We start from the raw sequence: 16,130 nt of genomic DNA, 5'->3' as shown, positions 1-16,130 counted from the left end.
AAAATACCCTCTTAGTTACTTAGAGCCTGACTTCCAGCGGAATCCCCAGCCGAAAGCCTGATCCATATCCTGATGACCACCAAAATAGCGATTGATGCGTTCAACGCGGATTGCACCGGATTCGTTGACCAGGCGCGCAATGGCGCACATGGTTTGGCGATTATTGCCTTCGGTCAGCAACGTCTCGATAGGTGGCTGGCCAGGCACATGCATCGTGACGATGCCATCTGTGTTTTCCCAGCTTGGTACACCTTCAAAAATAAAGGCGAACACCAACACCTCACGCACGTTTTTCCACTCAGCGCCGTTGATGTGGATCCATTCCCCGTCGCTGACAGCACCGGTGCGATCGTCACCCTGCAATTTTACATAGGGCGAACCGTCTAAATTGCCGAAGTTATTACCCAGCGCCTGAATAATGGTGCGCTGCCCATCGGCAAGTTCAACATAGGCGGCAAGATCGAGATCGATGCCTTTATTGTTATTGAACACGCCGCTGAAAAAGCCTTTTTTGCTGGGCTCGCTGGAGCGTTTATTCCAGTTCAGGTTGATGCGGATCAGACCGTAATCATCTTTCTTTTTCAGGCTGATGGCGGGCTTTTCTTTAGTCAGGCTGACTTTGCTCAGATTCACCGCTGGTGCTGGTGCTGGCGCTGGCGCTGGCGCTGGCGCTGGCGTAGGAGCCTGAGCCGGTGATGCCTCATCAGCCACATCAATACCAAAGTGCTCAGCAAGCGGTTGCAGACCTCCGTTGAAGCCTTGCGAAACGAAGCGGAATTTCCATTCGTTGTTACGGCGATAAAGCTCACCCAAAATCAATGCGGCTTCGCTACGTCCCGCAACATCGACGTCGCAGGTCAGCAAGACATTGCCGACTGATTCGACCTGAATCGTGAGACGCTGAAGTTGTGCGACAGTTTTACCTGCCTCACACGTCACCGTAAAAGCGACTTTTTGCACGTCCTGACGCAGCTGGGGCACGTTCACCGTGAACATGGTTTCGTTACCAGAAGAGGAGAGACGAATGGTTTTATCGTCATTCTCACGCTGGCCATAAAAAACCATATCCGCATCACCGCGTACTTTTCCGTTTTCGTGAAGTCGGAATGATGAAACATCGACCGGTATGCCGGAAGAGACACGAACCACCAGCGATTGATTAGGAACGGGGGCATTGCCCCCTGGCGTCAGGTTCATTAGCAACCTACCGCGGCTTTGATGTCGGGGATCATGTCGTTAATGGTGCTGCCACGGGAGATGTTTCCGTGTGCAGTGAAATTCCACTCTCCGCCGCTGCGGCGTAGAGACGCGATCACTACGGCTGTATGTGAGCCTTGCTCAGCCAGTTTGTAGCGGGCAAGTTCTTTACCTTGCTGATCGACCACGCGACAGAATGCATTATCAACATCTTTGAAGGTCTGACCGGTAAAGCTGTTAACGGTCAATACCAGATGTTCAACGTTAGACGGCAAGCGAGAGAGATCCGCGCTGATGACTTCGTCATCGCCATCGCCTTCACCGGTGCGGTTGTCACCACTGTGGCGGATGGAACCCTCTTTTGAACTCAGTTGGCGAAACCAGACGGTGTCCAGAACGTTACCGGCGCTGTCGAGAAGAATGCAGCTTGCGTCAAGATCGATGCTTGAGCTGTTTCCACCCAGAAGCCCACCCAGAAATCCCTTTTTCTTGGCAGGATCCCAGCCGAGGCCGAACTGAATTTGGGAAATTGCGCTGCTGGATTTAGCCAGCGAAATCGTCTGATTCTTACTTAAAGATACCATCATATCTCCTTACTGATTGGTGTTTTGCTGCAGTAAAAAAAGGCGATCAATTTGAAAGCCCGGCAATCATAACATGAGATTTTTCCCTACAACATAAAAATCATCGTATGATATTGTAAAGTTATTATTTACATGTTTTTAAAGACAAATAATCAAAATTACCGTTTTGAATTACAAAAAATACTATACCAAAACAGAGCCTGTTCAAATTATAGTCAATAATATCATGTTATGATTGAATTATTTTAAGCGGGTGCTTACACTGCATTTTCTCGTCCTCCGGCAAACTTTTCAGGGCTCAAAAAAAATGGTCAAAACCAAATCCGTATGGTTTATGGAAGGCGTGTCTTCGCAAAAAGATATCTTGAATGCAGTGAGTGAAATGCGTGCGGCAGGTGGATATAACTTTGTCACGGTAGCTTCGCATCGATCTCACCGCCCGGAAATACTCTCTGAAGCTGACCATGCTTACATTGAGCCAGAGAATCCCGACGCGCTGATCCCGTTCATGAAAGCGGTGATCGAGAAACACAACGTTGTTGCCATTCATGCGGGCAAACGCGGCGCGCTGTATGAAGGGTTGCGACAGGAAATCGAAGCGTTGGGCGTGCGTTTAATCACCGGTGCCAGTCATCCAGCAACCTTTTTACTGGCCGATGATAAAGCTGCGTTCAGTGAGCAGATGCTTGCGCAAGGCCTTGCTGCTGTGCCTTCAGAGGTTGTCGCGTCATCTGAAGAAGTTTTGGCAGCCCTTTCCCGTTTGGAACACGCGGGTAAGCTTCCCTGTATTAAACCCGTAAGGGGTATATACGGCATGGGGTTCTGGATCCTTAAGAAAACCGCGCCAATTATGCAGATTTTAAATCACCCGGATTCACGCATCGTTCATCCTTCGGTCTTGATCAATACGTTGAAAATGGCCGAAGCCGCAGGTGAAAGCCTGCCGAAGCAAATCGTTATGCCTTTCCTCTCTTCACCCGAATGTTCAGTGGACATGCTGGTTGAGAAGGGAAACGTACTTTTGGCCGTATCACGCAGTAAAAGTGGATCGGTTCAGACGCTGGAAAACAGCGGCGCGGCTTTTGACCTTGCTTGCCAATGTGCGCAGACCATGAAAGCAGATGGACTTATCAATGTTCAGACGCGAACCAATGACAGCGGTGAACCTGTCTTGCTTGAGGCTAACCTGCGCCCTTCGGGGGGAATTGGCTTCACGCTTCATTCTGGGGTGAATCTTCCCGGTATTTTTGCGTTACGTCAGCTCGATCTTATCAATGAGCACGACATTGCTGTTCACGCAGCCCGCTTCACCCGCGTTCAGGTTACACCGACCCATGCTGTTAAGCCGATTCCGGCCTGCACGGTCAACATCATTCATGAGATTTCGGCGAAAACTGAGAGCATATAATAATGACTAATAATCCTCCCCAAACCGCTGGCTTTGAAATGGCTGGCGGCACGCTGTCTGTTGTCACCCATGACACACTTCCGCTCACGTCACTCTTTGGCGTAGCGGAGCGTAAAAACCCTAAGCGGGCCTTTCTCTTTGTAAGCAAAGTGCTGGGTCGTCATATCCCGATTGCCCCTGCGACCATGCGCCAAACCTATTGCCAGTTAGCCGCACAGATTCCGCAGGATTTACCCGAGCCAGTGCTCTTTATTGGGATGGCTGAAACCGCGGTTGGCCTTGCCGCAGGCGTTTTCCAGGAAGCCAAAAAGCAACTGGCTCAACCGGTCTTTCTTACCAGCACGCGCCACCCAGTGTCAGGTGAACTGCTTTGTGAATTCAAAGAGAATCACAGCCACGCAACGGATCACCTGATCTATCAACCAGAAGATGCTGAACTGCGCAGCCGGGCGCTTAACGCCCGAACACTGGTGCTTGTTGATGACGAAGCGACAACCGGTAACACCTTCCTCAACCTTTTGCAGGCTTTGCGTGAAGCTGGCCTTGATGAAGTTGAACGGGTGGTGACGGTGACGATAACCGACTGGAGCAACGGTGACATTGCGAACCGTAGCCCTTTGCCCGTCGATGAAGTCGCCTTGGTTAAAGGTCGCTGGAGTTGGACCCCGCGCCCTGACGCGCCTGTTCCGGTCATGCCTTCTGTCAATGTCACCGCATCAGGTACTTCTCGCCTTTCTCCGTATCAGGATTGGGGCCGTCTCGGTATGGATGAAACCGAATGCCGTATTGGTACCCATATTGTGGCTGAACCAGGTGAAAAAGTGCTGGTGTTGGGATCGGGTGAGTTTGTCTGGCAACCCTTTCTGCTGGCAGAGAGACTTGAGCAGCAGGGTTCAGATGTCCGCTTCAGTTCGCTAACGCGTTCTCCGATTGCAACAGGAATGGCTATCGAGTCCGTGATCGCCTTCAGTGATAATTATGGGCTTGGCATTCCTAATTACGTCTACAACGTGGCTCATCAAAAATTTGATCGCATTATTGTCTGTGTTGAAACCCCGGCTGAAACGGTTTGCCCTGCGCTGCTTAAGCAGCTCGCAAACGTTGCACCACACGTTGAGGTGCTGACTTATGAATAAGCCTGTGAATCTGCCGGTTGTACTTTGCGATCTGGATGACACGCTGTTTCAAACGCTGCGTAAAATGAAAGATGAAACACATCAGGAGCCGGTTCGCGTAGGGGCATTTGATCGACAAATGGAGCCGCGAAGCTTCATGTCGCAAGAGCAAGCGATGCTGGTGGATTGGATGATGGCCACCGCTGAATTGATCCCGGTTACTGCTCGCGGAACAGAGGAGACAAGCCGCGTTGCGGTGCCGTTTACCTCCTGGAAAGTCATGACTCACGGTGCGGTGATCACCCGCCCGGATGGCAGCCTTGATCCTGAATGGGCTGCGCACGTGCTGAGCAATCTTGGGCCTTTACAGAAACGTTTGATCAATTACCGCCAGCAAATCAGCGATGCACTTGAGCAGAGTGGCATTGATGCCTGGTGTCGCATGAATCATGAATATGACGGCACGTCGGTCTATTTCGTGATGAAACATCGCGACAGCACCCGCATTGAAGAGCTTTACCGATTTAACCAGCAGATGATGGCAGTGCTGGATACCTCCGATTTCTATATTCACCAGAACGGCAACAATGTTGCCTGGCTTCCGCTTTGTATCCAAAAAGGATTAGCGGTGGACTGGCTGTTGAAAAAACTGCGTAGCGATCGTGGCGCTTTCCCAGTGATGGGGCTGGGAGACAGCTTGAGTGATTACACCTTCATGAAGCATTGTCACTGGTTCGGCATGCCATCGCGTAGCCAGTTTTCCGAAGCCATTCAACAAAAGCTGTTTTAGGAGAAGTGGGCATGACAATTCAAAAAGAAAGCCACTTTAGCGGCTCATACTCTCCTTCAGACATTGAATTTCTTTTGACGCCAGTTGAGATTGAAATGACACCGGTTGAGGAGAAGGAGCTACTGATCCAGTCTGGACAGAAACACTACTCCGATATGTTGAGCCAGGAACCTGCGCCAACAGAGCAGCATCTGGAACTTTTTCATAAAGCGCTTGATATCGAAGGGCCACGTTTGGCCCGCGAAGTTGTGATGCTGGCGAAAGGGCTTGCTACTGAATTGCGCGATAAAGCCATTGTGCTGGTCAGCCTGGTTCGCGCTGGCGTGCCACTTGGTGTGATGTTACAGCGTGCGCTGCAGGATATGGGTGTTGAATCGCACCATTATGGCATCAGTATCATCCGCGACCGGGGTATCGACACTGAAGCACTCAATTACATTGAACGCCGACATGGTGCGGAAAACATCGTGTTTGTTGATGGCTGGACCGGTAAAGGCGCAATCACGGGTCAGCTGATTCAAAGCCTTGCAGGTCGTCCGGATTACCCTGAAAGCCCAAGGCTGGTGGTTTTGGCTGATCCGGCCGGTTGTGCCTGGCTTGCTGCATCAGACGATGACTGGTTAATTCCGTTCGGCATTATGGGTGCGCCCGTATCGGGTTTGGTTTCCCGTTCGATTTGGACTGAGCAGGGTTATCACGGCTGCGTTCACTGCGATCATTTAAAAGAATTTGAATGCAGTGTGATGCTGGTAGATGCGGTGGACGCATGGCGTCGACGGCTCAGTATTGCCGAAATCAAACCCGCCTCTCCCCTCTTCACACAACAGGCAGAACAGCGGAAACGGAGCCAGCAAGTGGTTGCAAATCTTGCCGCGCAATTTGAAATAAGTTCGATTAATCGCATTAAACCCGGCATCGCTGAAGCGACGCGCGCCGTGCTCAGACGTGTCCCCGATTATGTCTTGGTGAGACATAAATCTGATCCTGATGTTTCTCTGCTGGTCTATCTTGCTGAGAAAAAAGGGATTGAAATCATGGAAGTCGGCGACGCGCTCGATCAATACAGGGCTGTGACTATTATCAAAAAGGTGGCCTGAGATGAAAACAGCTCTTTCACCCTACATGCTGGGTGCCACGCTTTATATGCCAGCGACTCGCACAGATCTGGCTGATATCATCCTCAACGATAAAATTCCTGAGCTGCGCTCGCTGGTCGTCTGTCTTGAAGATGCCGTGAGCGATTCAGAAGTTGAGTATGCGTTACAGAATTTACACCAGCTTTTGGCTGAATTAGCCTGCACCGCGTCAGAACCACAAGAACAGAGGCGTCCGCTGGTTTTTATTCGCCCACGTAATGAAACAATGGCCGCAAAGCTGATCAGCGATCACTCGCTTGAAGGCATCGACGGGTTTGTTTTACCGAAGTTTACCTTGGCTAATTTATCCTGCTGGTGGGACATCATCTCCGGTACTGATCTGCATATGATGCCTACCTTAGAAACACAGGATGTGTTTGATGTGAATGCCATGACAGCGCTGGCAAACGAACTCACAAAACACGCTTGTCGTGCCCGCATCATTGCATTACGAATTGGCGGTAACGATCTTATGAGTGTTATCTCATTGCGCCATCCGCGAAATATGACACTTTACGATGGCCCGATGGGATATGTAGTGAAAATGCTGGTAGCCGTCTTTGCATCACGTGGATTTGCTTTGACCGCCCCCGTCTGTGAGCAAATAGACAATGTTGAGTTACTGCAACGTGAACTCACACTTGATATTGCGCATGGGCTTGTGGGTAAAACTGCCATCCATCCTACCCATTTAGATGTTATTCACCGCGCGCTTGAGGTTCAACCTGACGAGTATGAAGACGCGTTACGTATCCTCAACTCTACCCAGGCGGTGTTTAAGTCTCAGGGAGCAATGTGCGAACCTGCCACCCATCGCAGCTGGGCTGTCAATGTGCTGGAGCGGTCAAAATATTGCGGCATCGCTAAGCAGTTTAACAATGTCCTTTACGCCTCACGCCAGTAAACCGTGAGCGTCTTTTGAGAAATGGTGTGAAATGTCCCTGAGCGCAAAACAATACAGACAATTTAAGCTGATTGTCTTATTGCATACCGGAAAGCCAGTAGGTAAGGAGACGCTTATCAAGGAACTGGATTGTTCCGAACCCACTTTTAACCGCGATTTGCGAAATTTACGGGATGAATATAAAGCTGAAGTACGCTTCCTGAAGAGCACCAACAAGTATCAACTCACCACACTGGGCGACATTACCCCAAAAGTGGTGCGTTATACGCGTGAAGCGCTGGCTGTTTATGAGAAATCGGCCCCTATTGGTAGCACCTCTTCTGTTATTTTGGACAAAGAGGCAAAAAAACCTGTTTCATTATCTTTGCGTTTGTCCGTGATACGCAAAATAGAATCTTATGGCAATAAAGAAGGCATGAATCGTAGCCAAGTGGTGGAGTGGCTGGTAGATAATTACCTTGCCCGCTGCCTCGGTGCAGCGAAAACCAAGAAATAAGCGGGTCCATACAATACAACAAACGGCTTTAGGGCCGTTTATTTTTTTAGAGAATAGTTTTTTTCTCTCTTTATCCCCGTCGCTAAATATAAATCACTCTCTATGGCTCATTCTGTATTCGTCTCACTCAGCGCTGAGCACGCCGTCTTTCATGCTATTTAATATGAAGGCATATCATTTATTACGTGCATATACCCTAATTATTCGAGTTTCATAAAGACGACAAGCAGGTAAGTCCCACGCAGCTTACCGTGGTCAATGAAAGGAGTGAACAAGTGAAGCTTGAAGGATAACGGGTCTCTATCATTAATGATCAAGATAGAGATAATGCATCCAGCTGGTCATGCGCAGCAAAACCTTTCGCATAACGGAAACATGGCTAAAGTGATCGGAATAAACAGCCACTTGCGCAAATATTCCATCGGGGAGCGCGTCTACATCATGGTTTGGATCTAATTCAATCACCGTCAGGACCCCGTCAGAGCCGGGCACGATATTCAACGATTGCAGTACACCCTGAGCCTGATAAGTACCGCCCGGCACCACCGGTAATACGCTAACAAGCTTGCCGGAAAAAACCTGACCCGGTAATGCATTAAAAACAACTTCAGCTTCATCGTCTGCCTTTAAGCGCAGCAGCGAATTTTGCCTGAACTGCGCAATGATCAGCCGTTTTTGCTCCGGTATAAAAATCATTACCGGACGCAGAGGAAGCGCTGCCGCATAGGTTCCGGGCCGAATCAATACCTGTGTGACATAGCCGTCACTTGGGGCGCGAACCACTGTTTGTTCCAAATTATATTGCGCTTCGGTCAACTGGGACCGCAGGCTGACAATTTGCGATTGCTCTCCGTTGACCACGCTCTCCAACTGACTTTTAATCTGGCCCTGCTCCGCCACCGAGCCTTTCACCAAGGCATCCTGCGCTAAGAAATCCTGACGCGCATTATCAATATCTCTTTCAGAAAAAGGGTTTACCTTGGCTTTACTTCCCGCCACATAGCGCTGGTAATCTTTGAATAAGCGGTCTCTTTCAGCCGAAACGTGTGAAGTATTCGCGATGGCTTCTTCTAGCTGGCCTTTTAACGCTTGTATGTTATGAACAGCCGTCATCAGATCGGCCTTGAGCCTGTCGACTCTGGCCTGAAAACGGGTTCGATCTAAACTAAACAGCATTTCGCCTTTGCTGATTCGCACGTTTTGTTTATCAGTGACTTGCGTAACGATCCCTGTCACCTGAGGCGTGACAGGTATAGCAATTACCGCCTTTTGCGCCAACGCGGTGTAAGGATGGTTATAATTCATCAACAAGATCAGTGCGCTAACCAGAAAAACACCCCCTAATGCGGCAGTGGGTATTGTCCATTTATTTACCGGGATTTTGAATATTTTGAAGACAGCCCAGGCGAAAGCAACATAGGTGAGGATAATGAGTAAATCCATAGGGTTACTCCCGTGAACGCGCCTTGATACCGCTTAATTTGTGCTCCAGTTCCGCCACCCGCTGCTGCAGTTGTTCCAGTGACGCCTCTTGTTTTTGCATTCCCCAGCCACGATCCGCCCGATAAAGAGTGGCCCAAATCCACAAAAAGGGCCAAATGACATGCAAGGTAAACAAGCTAACCCAGCCCGCAACGTGAATAGCATCGGCATGGGGATGATTACGCGATTTAGCAATCAGGTAGGGAATATCATGAAGAATGATAATTCCATAAAAGATGATCAGAAAAACAACCACCAGAACGCCTAGCGCAAAGTAGTTAAGAAACATACCCGCCTCGAATAAAATACTTAGTTACTTAAATGTAGACGTTATTTATTTACAAAATACGCCTATCGAAAAATGCCCGCCCCATACAGCACCGACAAATTAAATTATTTTCAGTTAAGCAATGAAGCTACGCCCGACTCTTTAACTTCATGTAAATAAAATTAAACCCCGCACCGATTAAACGAGACAAACATCTTAATTAAGCATAACGTTCATTCATGCAAATGCGTTTTTATGGTTAAAAATGACATGAAGAGACATAAGGAAAATTTACGTTTATTGGCCCACTTACCTTTTAAGTTTTCAGCCCAATTTTGATATTTATCATCAACCTGTTAACAGCAATCGTCTGGCTTCCGGCAGAGATTAACTATAATGACAGAGTTAAAATAGATGCTAAAGAAAGCCGCGCCTCATCTAAAGTAAATTCAACTATTGCAACTCATTAATTTAATTGCGTTTCATTTAGTCACCTTTGCGGAATATTTATTTATCGCTGTAATCATGTCTCTAAAAAAGCAGCCTTAAGGAGGCGTGTCTTGAAGGCAAATAGTGATGGCATTGCCAAAATTGATAAAATAAAACGCTGGTCACCGGTCTGGATTATCCCCGGCGTGACCTTATTGATTGGCGGATGGATTTTATATTATCACTACAGCCGTCAAGGGCCGGAAGTCACGCTGATCACAGCGAATGCTGAAGGAATAGAAGAGGGAAAAACCACGATCAAGAGTCGCAGCATCAACATCGGTTTGGTTGAAAGCGCAGTATTGAGTGAGGATCTTCATCACGTTGAAATCAAAGCGCGTCTGCAAACCGGTATGGAAAGATTGTTGCACGGCAATAGCGTATTTTGGGTGGTAAAACCGCAAGTGGGACGCGGCGGCGTGACAGGTCTCGGGACGTTATTATCCGGTGCCTATATTGAATTACAGCCGGGTTCCAGCGGCGCAAAGCCAACGCAATACACCTTATTAGATTCCCCTCCGCTGGCACCCGCTAATGCCAAAGGCATTCATATCACCCTCGACAGCAAAAAAGCGGGACAGCTCAATCCAGGCGATCCCGTTTTATTTCGCGGCTATCGCGTAGGCGCAGTTGAAACCAGTGCCTTTGATACCGATAAGCGCCTTATGAATTATCAGTTATTTATCTATTCACCTTATGACGCGCTGGTGACAACTAACGCCCGCTTTTGGAAAGACAGCGGTGTGGCCGTAGAAATGTCTGCTTCTGGGATGCGCGTAGAAATGGGATCGCTGACCACCCTGCTCAGCGGTGGCGTAAGCTTTGACGTGCCGGAGGGCTGGCAACCCGGTGCAGCGGCAGAGAATAAAGCGGAATTCCATCTGTTTGACGATCAGCGCAGCATTCAGGACTCCCTTTATACCGAACACATCGATTTCCTGATGTTCTTTACCGATTCAGTGCGCGGTCTGCAAGCGGGCGCACCGGTGGAGTTTCGCGGCATTCGCCTTGGTACCGTGGCTCAGGTACCCTTCTTTTTGCCGGGCGTGACGCAAGATCTTCACACCAATTATCAGGTTCCGGTGCTGATCAGCATCGAACCGGATCGTTTTATCAAAGGTATGGGCAAGAATTTCAATCTTGAACAACGACTTCATGAGGGCAAAAAACGCGGCCTGCGTGCCACGCTAAAAACAGGGAATTTGATCTCCGGCGCGCTTTATATCGATTTAGACTTCTATGAAAATGCGACGCCTTATAAAGGCCCTGTTGAAGTTGCCGGATATGAGATCATTCCCACCACCAATAGCGGGCTGAATCAGATTCAACAAAAACTGGTTGCCACGTTAGATAAAATTAACGGCTTGCAACTCAACCCGGTGCTGGCTGAGGCAACAGGTACCTTGAAAGAGAGCCAGCGCACACTGCGCGAGCTGCAAACATCACTAAAGCATGTCAATCAGTTCACTGCTAGCCCGGCCATGAAAACCTTGCCTGAAGAGATGCAGCAAACGCTGCGTGAATTGGGACGTAGCATGAAAGGATTACAACAAGGTTCCCCTGCCTATGACAAGTTAGTCGGCGATATGCAGCGCCTGGATCAGGTACTGCGGGAATTACAACCGGTACTGAAAAAGCTCAACAGCAAAAGTAATGCGCTGGTGTTTGAAGCTGAACGCAATCAAGATCCGCAGCCAAAAAGAGCCAAATAACAGGCGACGCGTCAACGCTATGAATCACGCCGCCTTTTATAATTGAAAGGCGGCGTGAAAGACTGTGTACGTTAATAACGCGATAAAACATTCACCTTTACCACATCAGTGGTGAAGCATTTCATCAACAACCTGTTTATTCATTAACTGGTAAGGATAGTAAGTAGGCCAACTTTCCATCTCTTTCAGCAGGGCCTCTTGAGAGCTGTTGCCAATGAAAATATGGTAGTGCGCGGACTTGCGTGGAGCGATGGTGTGATCGCTGAACTGCACATACTTAGGCGCTTTACTGTTGGGCTCTTTACACTCAAATAAATAGCGAACGCCTTTATTGCCCGATGCATAAGTGAGGATTTTGTAACCGGCACTGTCATATTTGCATGAACTGACCTTATCGCCTTGATGAAACTCTATTACGCCGTTTTCAATACCAATGGTATCAATATCTGTCGCGTATCCTTTACGGTAATACTCTTTTATCTCTTCAAATGTTTTACGTGTATCTTTTTCCGCTTTTTTTCTGAAGACAGGATCCAGCTCGCCACTCTGCAATAAAGGATAAACAGACTGCCAAATGCCATCCCAGTCTGTCAGGCTTCTCTCTTTCACGCTTTCGTTACTAAAAATCCCTTCAGACGCTTTTTGCTCAGCTTCAGTCAACGGTTTACCGTGTGAATGATGCGCATGAGCGAAAACCTGACTGCTTAAAACAAGCGTACCCAGAGCCAATACAAGTTTACCCAAGCTATGTGCCAAAACGTAATCCTCAGTGAGCAACATGAAATGTAATGTTATATTATTACATTTGACGCATCAACTGAAGTTTCATTGCTGACTCAGCAAAATCGCAACGTGTTGAGCTAAGTAATAAGCCCATTCAAAAACAAGGATATCGGGGGAAGTGCTGACAATAATAAAGCAGCAAGTCAGCGCACAAAGCTGCGGCTAAACTTGCAGCGCGTGAGGCGATAAAAACGGGAGAGTTTTACACCCCCTTTTTTATCCACTCGATGGCGTAATCAAGAATCTGTTGTTGAGCGCGGTTTTGCGAGAAACTCCGTTTTTTTTCGATCATCTTCAAGATGCTGTCAGAAGCAACCAGCTCTTTTCTTTCAATGAGTTCCAAAACGGCTTCTCCAATAACGCCAGTAAGAAGTGCGTTTGTAGACATTATCTTTTCCTGGTTAAGGATGAAAAAGGGTAAAAAGTTTAGCACCTAAACTTAGCAACTCGTGTGACCTCTGACCACGTAGAACTGTCCGAATCGTGATAATGAGCGTGGGGGCTTAATGAATGCAGGATTGTGTGCAAACCCGGCGTAAACATAAACCGGGCTTCTGGCGACTTCAGCGGGTAAAGAGGGGCGGAATTTCAATAAGCTGTTTATCCGTGGCACCGGCATCAATAATCTTGAATATCGCGTCTAACATGGCCGGTACATCTTGCCGCACCATTTCGATGTCATACCCTAATAGCGCGACGAAAGGATCCCAGTCAAAGCAGCCCATCGCCAGCTGTTTTTCACCGGTATAGCCTGACATCAGCATCCATCGCATTACCCCTTCCAGCGAAATAGTGGAGTTAACAAACAAGCCTGCAATAGGACGTTCGCCCTGCCCGACATACTCTTTAAGTGCCTGTTCTGATTTTTCTGGCGCATAGCCGCAGGCCAGAAGTCTCGATTCAGCCACCTCTAAACCCCATTCTTTGTGGGCATCCGTAAATCCGCGCAAACGTTCAAGGGTGTTGTGATCTGTCCGCCGGCCCCCCACAAACACCAGCGACTGCGCCGAACCGAGACGCCTCTCACAGCTTTTAAAAATACGATGCGTCAGCTCTTTTGCGCCGCCATAGTTATCTGAAATCACTGAGGGCGCGTGTCTGCCGGGAAGATCCAGATTAAGCGTTGGCACGCCAGCCTGGGCACAAATATCGGTGATTTTGTCGGGATCGGTTGCGCCGGTCGAGATCATCCAATCCACCTGATAAGAGAGCATGGCGCTTGCGGCTTCGACTTCCAGCGCAGGTTCTCGTTGGGTGCAAGTGATGATGGGAAAAAGCCCGCGTTCGCGCGCCATGGACTCGAAGCGCTCAACAATCGATCCGAAATAGCGGTTGTCGTATTTAGGCACAATCATGCCGATAATTTTCGACTTTTTACTGCGTAACAGGCTGGCGGGTTTGTTTAGTGCATAGCCCTGCTCTTCGGCAATGCGGGTAATTTTTTCCGCCAGCTTTGCGCTGATACGACGTTTCTTCCAGCTGCCGTTGAGCACAGAACTGACCGCGCTGGCAGATGCGCCGGTCAGTTCAGCCAGGTCGTAGATCGTCGTTTTCTTGACTTGTTTGCGTTGAATCACAAATCCCAATCTCTGTTTTTTAGATAGCTTGACACTAATTTTCAATAGTGACAATCATGCTCCATCGATTGAGCAAATGTAATGTCGATGTGAATTAAATGTGATTTAAATGGCAAATAAACGTTATGGAAAAAGTCATAGCGGGAGAAGCCTGTCGCAGTTAACAGACCCCTGATGTCCCGTAGCCGCTTTCTCCTTCGCGTTTTTCAGTCGCGAATGTCATGCCGACACGCACTGAAATGCTTTCCCGTCTAATCGAGGAGAAGAGAAATGCGTTATCGCAATATTCTGGTGGCTTCGGCTGCCGCGTTGGTTTGTGTTGCTGGTGCTGCCCAGGCAGCGGAGTCGGCGACAGTGGCTTTTCTGATGCCCGATCAGGCATCTACACGTTATGAACAGCATGATTACCCCGGATTCAAAGCGGAAATGGCGAAACTCTGCGCCGATTGCAAAGTGATTTATCAAAACGCCAACGCCAGCGCCTCTTTGCAGCAACAGCAATTCAACTCGGTGATTGCGCAAGGTGCGAAAGTCATTGTACTGGATCCTGTGGATTCCTCGGCGGCGGCAGGTCTTTTAGAAATCGCCCATTCGCAGGACGTTAAAGTTGTCGCTTACGATCGTCCCATCCCGGGCAAAGCGGCTGATTTCTATATTTCTTTCGACAACGAAGGCATTGGTTACGCCATTTCTAAATCACTGGTCGATCACCTAAAAGCATCGGGGGTCAAAGCCGGTGCAGGCGTTCTGCAGATCAACGGTTCACCCACGGATGCCGCCGCAGGATTGATTCGGGACGGTGTGCATCGCGGGCTGAAAGAGTCTGGCTACAAAACGCTGGCTGAGTTTGATACGCCTGAATGGGCACCGCCGAAAGCACAGGAGTGGGCTTCCGGCCAGGTCACTCGTTTCAGCGATCAAATCAAAGGTGTGGTTGCGGCTAATGATGGTACAGGCGGCGGTGCGATAGCCGCATTCAAAGCCGCTGGCGTCACGCCGATCCCGCACGTCACCGGCAATGATGCCACTATTGCCGCGCTGCAACTGATCATCGCAGGCGATCAATACAACACCATTTCCAAACCCTCAGAAGTGGTAGCGGCCGCAGCGGCTAACGTCGCGGTGGCCTTGATTCAAGGCAAAACACCCAAAGCGGGCACCACCTTGTACAACACACCTTCGCAACTCTTCGTGCCCGCAGTGATTACGGCCAAAAACATCAAAGCCGAAATCTTCGACAAGAAGATCCAAACGCCAGCGCAAGTCTGTACCGGTGAATATGCCGCAGACTGCAAAAAGCTGGGTATTCAGTAAGTCAGCAAGTCGTCCGTAGCGGACGCTTACGGACCTCTTTTTCATCGAATCAGGGTCACGCCATGTTGAATGAAAATGACACTCTGCCCGATAAGGGGCAGCCAATACTGAAGCTCAGTAAAGTCTCGAAAAACTTTGGCGCGGTTTCTGCACTGACAGATATCGATCTGGCGATCTTCGCAGGCGAAGTGGTGGCGCTGGTGGGTGATAACGGCGCGGGGAAATCGACGCTGGTGAAAATCCTTGCGGGTGTGCACCAGCCCACTTCCGGTACGGTGGAATTTGAAGGCAAGCCGGTGAATCTCGACAGTCCCGGCAAAGCGTTGGAATACGGTATCGCCACCGTGTTTCAGGATCTGGCACTGTGTGAAAACCTTGATGTGGTTGCCAATCTGTTTTTAGGCCATGAGATTTCCGCTTGGCAGTTAGACGAAGTCTCGATGGAAGTACGCGCCTGGACACTGTTAAACGAGTTGGCGGCTCGGATCCCTTCAGTGCGCCAACCTGTGGCGTCATTATCAGGCGGTCAACGTCAAACGGTCGCCATCGCCCGATCGCTGCTGTTAAACCCGAAAATCGTCATGCTTGATGAACCCACCGCGGCACTTGGCGTAGCCCAGACGGCTGAAGTGCTGAACCTGATAGAACGCGTGCGGGCCCGCGGGCTAGGCGTCATTATTATCAGCCACAACATGGAAGATGTGCGGGCAGTTGCAGACAGAATCGTTGTGCTTCGTCTGGGTCGTAATACCGGCATTTTCACTCCCGATGCGTCAAACCAGGAATTGGTCGCGGCCATCACCGGTGCCACGGAAAATGCCGTGTCACGCCGGGTCGAGAGAAGATCGCATCAAAGCCAGCCTGGAGATCTGTAA

16 protein-coding genes are annotated in these 16,130 nt (G+C 49.2%); 9 read left to right on the top strand and 7 right to left on the bottom strand.

The genetic code is table 11. The annotated features are described in order from the left end of the window. Nucleotides 1-15: 15 nt before the first annotated feature. Both ACF2G4_RS20155 and ACF2G4_RS20150 read right to left on the bottom strand, forming a co-directional pair. Nucleotides 16-1,197 (bottom strand): TerD family protein, encoded by a 1,182-nt coding sequence (locus tag ACF2G4_RS20155; protein ID WP_409076052.1) that lies wholly within the window; start codon nt 1,195-1,197, stop codon nt 16-18. Beyond that, nucleotides 1,197-1,781, bottom strand: coding sequence for a TerD family protein (locus tag ACF2G4_RS20150; RefSeq protein ID WP_243079426.1), 585 nt, complete (start codon nt 1,779-1,781; stop codon nt 1,197-1,199). The genes ACF2G4_RS20155 and ACF2G4_RS20150 overlap by 1 nt, the downstream gene beginning before the upstream one ends. 307 nt (nt 1,782-2,088) lie before the next feature. On the opposite strand from ACF2G4_RS20150, the gene ACF2G4_RS20145 reads away from it, so the two are divergent. From ACF2G4_RS20145 to ACF2G4_RS20120, 6 genes are read left to right on the top strand one after another with little or no spacing between them, the layout of a single operon-like run. Continuing rightward, entirely contained in the window at nt 2,089-3,189 is a 1,101-nt protein-coding gene (locus tag ACF2G4_RS20145) for an ATP-grasp domain-containing protein (protein ID WP_409076051.1), read from the top strand. Next, on the top strand, nt 3,189-4,325 hold the full coding sequence (locus ACF2G4_RS20140; RefSeq protein WP_409076215.1) for a phosphoribosyltransferase domain-containing protein: 1,137 nt from the start codon (nt 3,189-3,191) through the stop codon (nt 4,323-4,325). The genes ACF2G4_RS20145 and ACF2G4_RS20140 overlap by 1 nt, the downstream gene beginning before the upstream one ends. 4 nt (nt 4,326-4,329) lie before the next feature. Continuing rightward, entirely contained in the window at nt 4,330-5,094 is a 765-nt protein-coding gene (locus ACF2G4_RS20135; protein ID WP_243079427.1) for a hypothetical protein, read from the top strand. 11 nt (nt 5,095-5,105) lie between these two features. Then, the gene (locus ACF2G4_RS20130) at nt 5,106-6,191 is read left to right on the top strand and encodes a cysteine protease StiP family protein (RefSeq protein ID WP_409076050.1); all 1,086 of its coding nucleotides are present in this window, start codon (nt 5,106-5,108) and stop codon (nt 6,189-6,191) included. Between the two features lies 1 nt (nt 6,192). Continuing rightward, nucleotides 6,193-7,134, top strand: coding sequence for an HpcH/HpaI aldolase/citrate lyase family protein (locus tag ACF2G4_RS20125; RefSeq protein ID WP_243079163.1), 942 nt, complete (start codon nt 6,193-6,195; stop codon nt 7,132-7,134). 31 nt (nt 7,135-7,165) lie between these two features. Continuing rightward, nucleotides 7,166-7,630 carry a tellurium resistance protein TerW gene (locus ACF2G4_RS20120; RefSeq protein ID WP_409076049.1) on the top strand — a complete coding sequence of 155 codons (465 nt, stop codon included), beginning with the start codon at nt 7,166-7,168 and terminating at the stop codon, nt 7,628-7,630. A gap of 306 nt (nt 7,631-7,936) precedes the next feature. Here ACF2G4_RS20120 and ACF2G4_RS20115 read toward each other — a convergent pair whose 3' ends face one another. Beyond that, nucleotides 7,937-9,073, bottom strand: coding sequence for an HlyD family secretion protein (locus tag ACF2G4_RS20115; RefSeq protein WP_409076048.1), 1,137 nt, complete (start codon nt 9,071-9,073; stop codon nt 7,937-7,939). Between the two features lie 4 nt (nt 9,074-9,077). Then, on the bottom strand, nt 9,078-9,401 hold the full coding sequence (locus ACF2G4_RS20110) for a DUF3302 domain-containing protein (protein ID WP_409076047.1): 324 nt from the start codon (nt 9,399-9,401) through the stop codon (nt 9,078-9,080). A 539-nt stretch (nt 9,402-9,940) separates the two neighbouring features. On the opposite strand from ACF2G4_RS20110, the gene pqiB reads away from it, so the two are divergent. Beyond that, nucleotides 9,941-11,581: an intermembrane transport protein PqiB gene (gene pqiB / locus ACF2G4_RS20105; protein WP_409076046.1), complete on the top strand. Its 1,641-nt coding sequence runs from the start codon at nt 9,941-9,943 to the stop codon at nt 11,579-11,581. Between the two features lie 105 nt (nt 11,582-11,686). Here pqiB and zinT read toward each other — a convergent pair whose 3' ends face one another. From zinT to ACF2G4_RS20090, 3 genes are all read right to left on the bottom strand, one after another. Next, nucleotides 11,687-12,361: a metal-binding protein ZinT gene (zinT, locus tag ACF2G4_RS20100; RefSeq protein ID WP_409076045.1), complete on the bottom strand. Its 675-nt coding sequence runs from the start codon at nt 12,359-12,361 to the stop codon at nt 11,687-11,689. Between the two features lie 205 nt (nt 12,362-12,566). Further along, nucleotides 12,567-12,752: a hypothetical protein gene (locus ACF2G4_RS20095; protein WP_243079168.1), complete on the bottom strand. Its 186-nt coding sequence runs from the start codon at nt 12,750-12,752 to the stop codon at nt 12,567-12,569. 175 nt (nt 12,753-12,927) lie between these two features. Then, nucleotides 12,928-13,941 carry a substrate-binding domain-containing protein gene (locus ACF2G4_RS20090; RefSeq protein WP_332626996.1) on the bottom strand — a complete coding sequence of 338 codons (1,014 nt, stop codon included), beginning with the start codon at nt 13,939-13,941 and terminating at the stop codon, nt 12,928-12,930. Nucleotides 13,942-14,211: 270 nt separating this feature from the next. On the opposite strand from ACF2G4_RS20090, the gene ACF2G4_RS20085 reads away from it, so the two are divergent. Then, complete coding sequence (locus tag ACF2G4_RS20085) at nt 14,212-15,255, top strand: sugar ABC transporter substrate-binding protein (RefSeq protein WP_409076044.1); 1,044 nt, start codon at nt 14,212-14,214, stop codon at nt 15,253-15,255. Nucleotides 15,256-15,317: 62 nt separating this feature from the next. Next, nucleotides 15,318-16,130, top strand: coding sequence for an ATP-binding cassette domain-containing protein (locus ACF2G4_RS20080; protein WP_215848657.1), 813 nt, complete (start codon nt 15,318-15,320; stop codon nt 16,128-16,130).

The organism is Pantoea phytostimulans (assembly GCF_046118715.1).
Classification (GTDB): domain Bacteria; phylum Pseudomonadota; class Gammaproteobacteria; order Enterobacterales; family Enterobacteriaceae; genus Pantoea; species Pantoea phytostimulans.
The sequence above is the reverse complement of the archived record's forward strand: the minus strand, read 5'-3'. Positions and strand labels throughout refer to the sequence as shown.

Coding starts and splice junctions, on each gene's coding strand:
- ACF2G4_RS20080 (WP_215848657.1), top strand. CDS start 15,318: ATGTTGAATGAAAATGACACTCTGCCCGATAAGGGGCAGCCAATACTG.
- ACF2G4_RS20120 (WP_409076049.1), top strand. CDS start 7,166: ATGTCCCTGAGCGCAAAACAATACAGACAATTTAAGCTGATTGTCTTA.
- ACF2G4_RS20130 (WP_409076050.1), top strand. CDS start 5,106: ATGACAATTCAAAAAGAAAGCCACTTTAGCGGCTCATACTCTCCTTCA.
- ACF2G4_RS20150 (WP_243079426.1), bottom strand. CDS start 1,781: ATGGTATCTTTAAGTAAGAATCAGACGATTTCGCTGGCTAAATCCAGC.
- ACF2G4_RS20125 (WP_243079163.1), top strand. CDS start 6,193: ATGAAAACAGCTCTTTCACCCTACATGCTGGGTGCCACGCTTTATATG.
- ACF2G4_RS20115 (WP_409076048.1), bottom strand. CDS start 9,073: ATGGATTTACTCATTATCCTCACCTATGTTGCTTTCGCCTGGGCTGTC.
- ACF2G4_RS20110 (WP_409076047.1), bottom strand. CDS start 9,401: ATGTTTCTTAACTACTTTGCGCTAGGCGTTCTGGTGGTTGTTTTTCTG.
- ACF2G4_RS20085 (WP_409076044.1), top strand. CDS start 14,212: ATGCGTTATCGCAATATTCTGGTGGCTTCGGCTGCCGCGTTGGTTTGT.
- zinT (WP_409076045.1), bottom strand. CDS start 12,361: ATGTTGCTCACTGAGGATTACGTTTTGGCACATAGCTTGGGTAAACTT.
- ACF2G4_RS20145 (WP_409076051.1), top strand. CDS start 2,089: ATGGTCAAAACCAAATCCGTATGGTTTATGGAAGGCGTGTCTTCGCAA.
- ACF2G4_RS20095 (WP_243079168.1), bottom strand. CDS start 12,752: ATGTCTACAAACGCACTTCTTACTGGCGTTATTGGAGAAGCCGTTTTG.
- ACF2G4_RS20155 (WP_409076052.1), bottom strand. CDS start 1,197: ATGAACCTGACGCCAGGGGGCAATGCCCCCGTTCCTAATCAATCGCTG.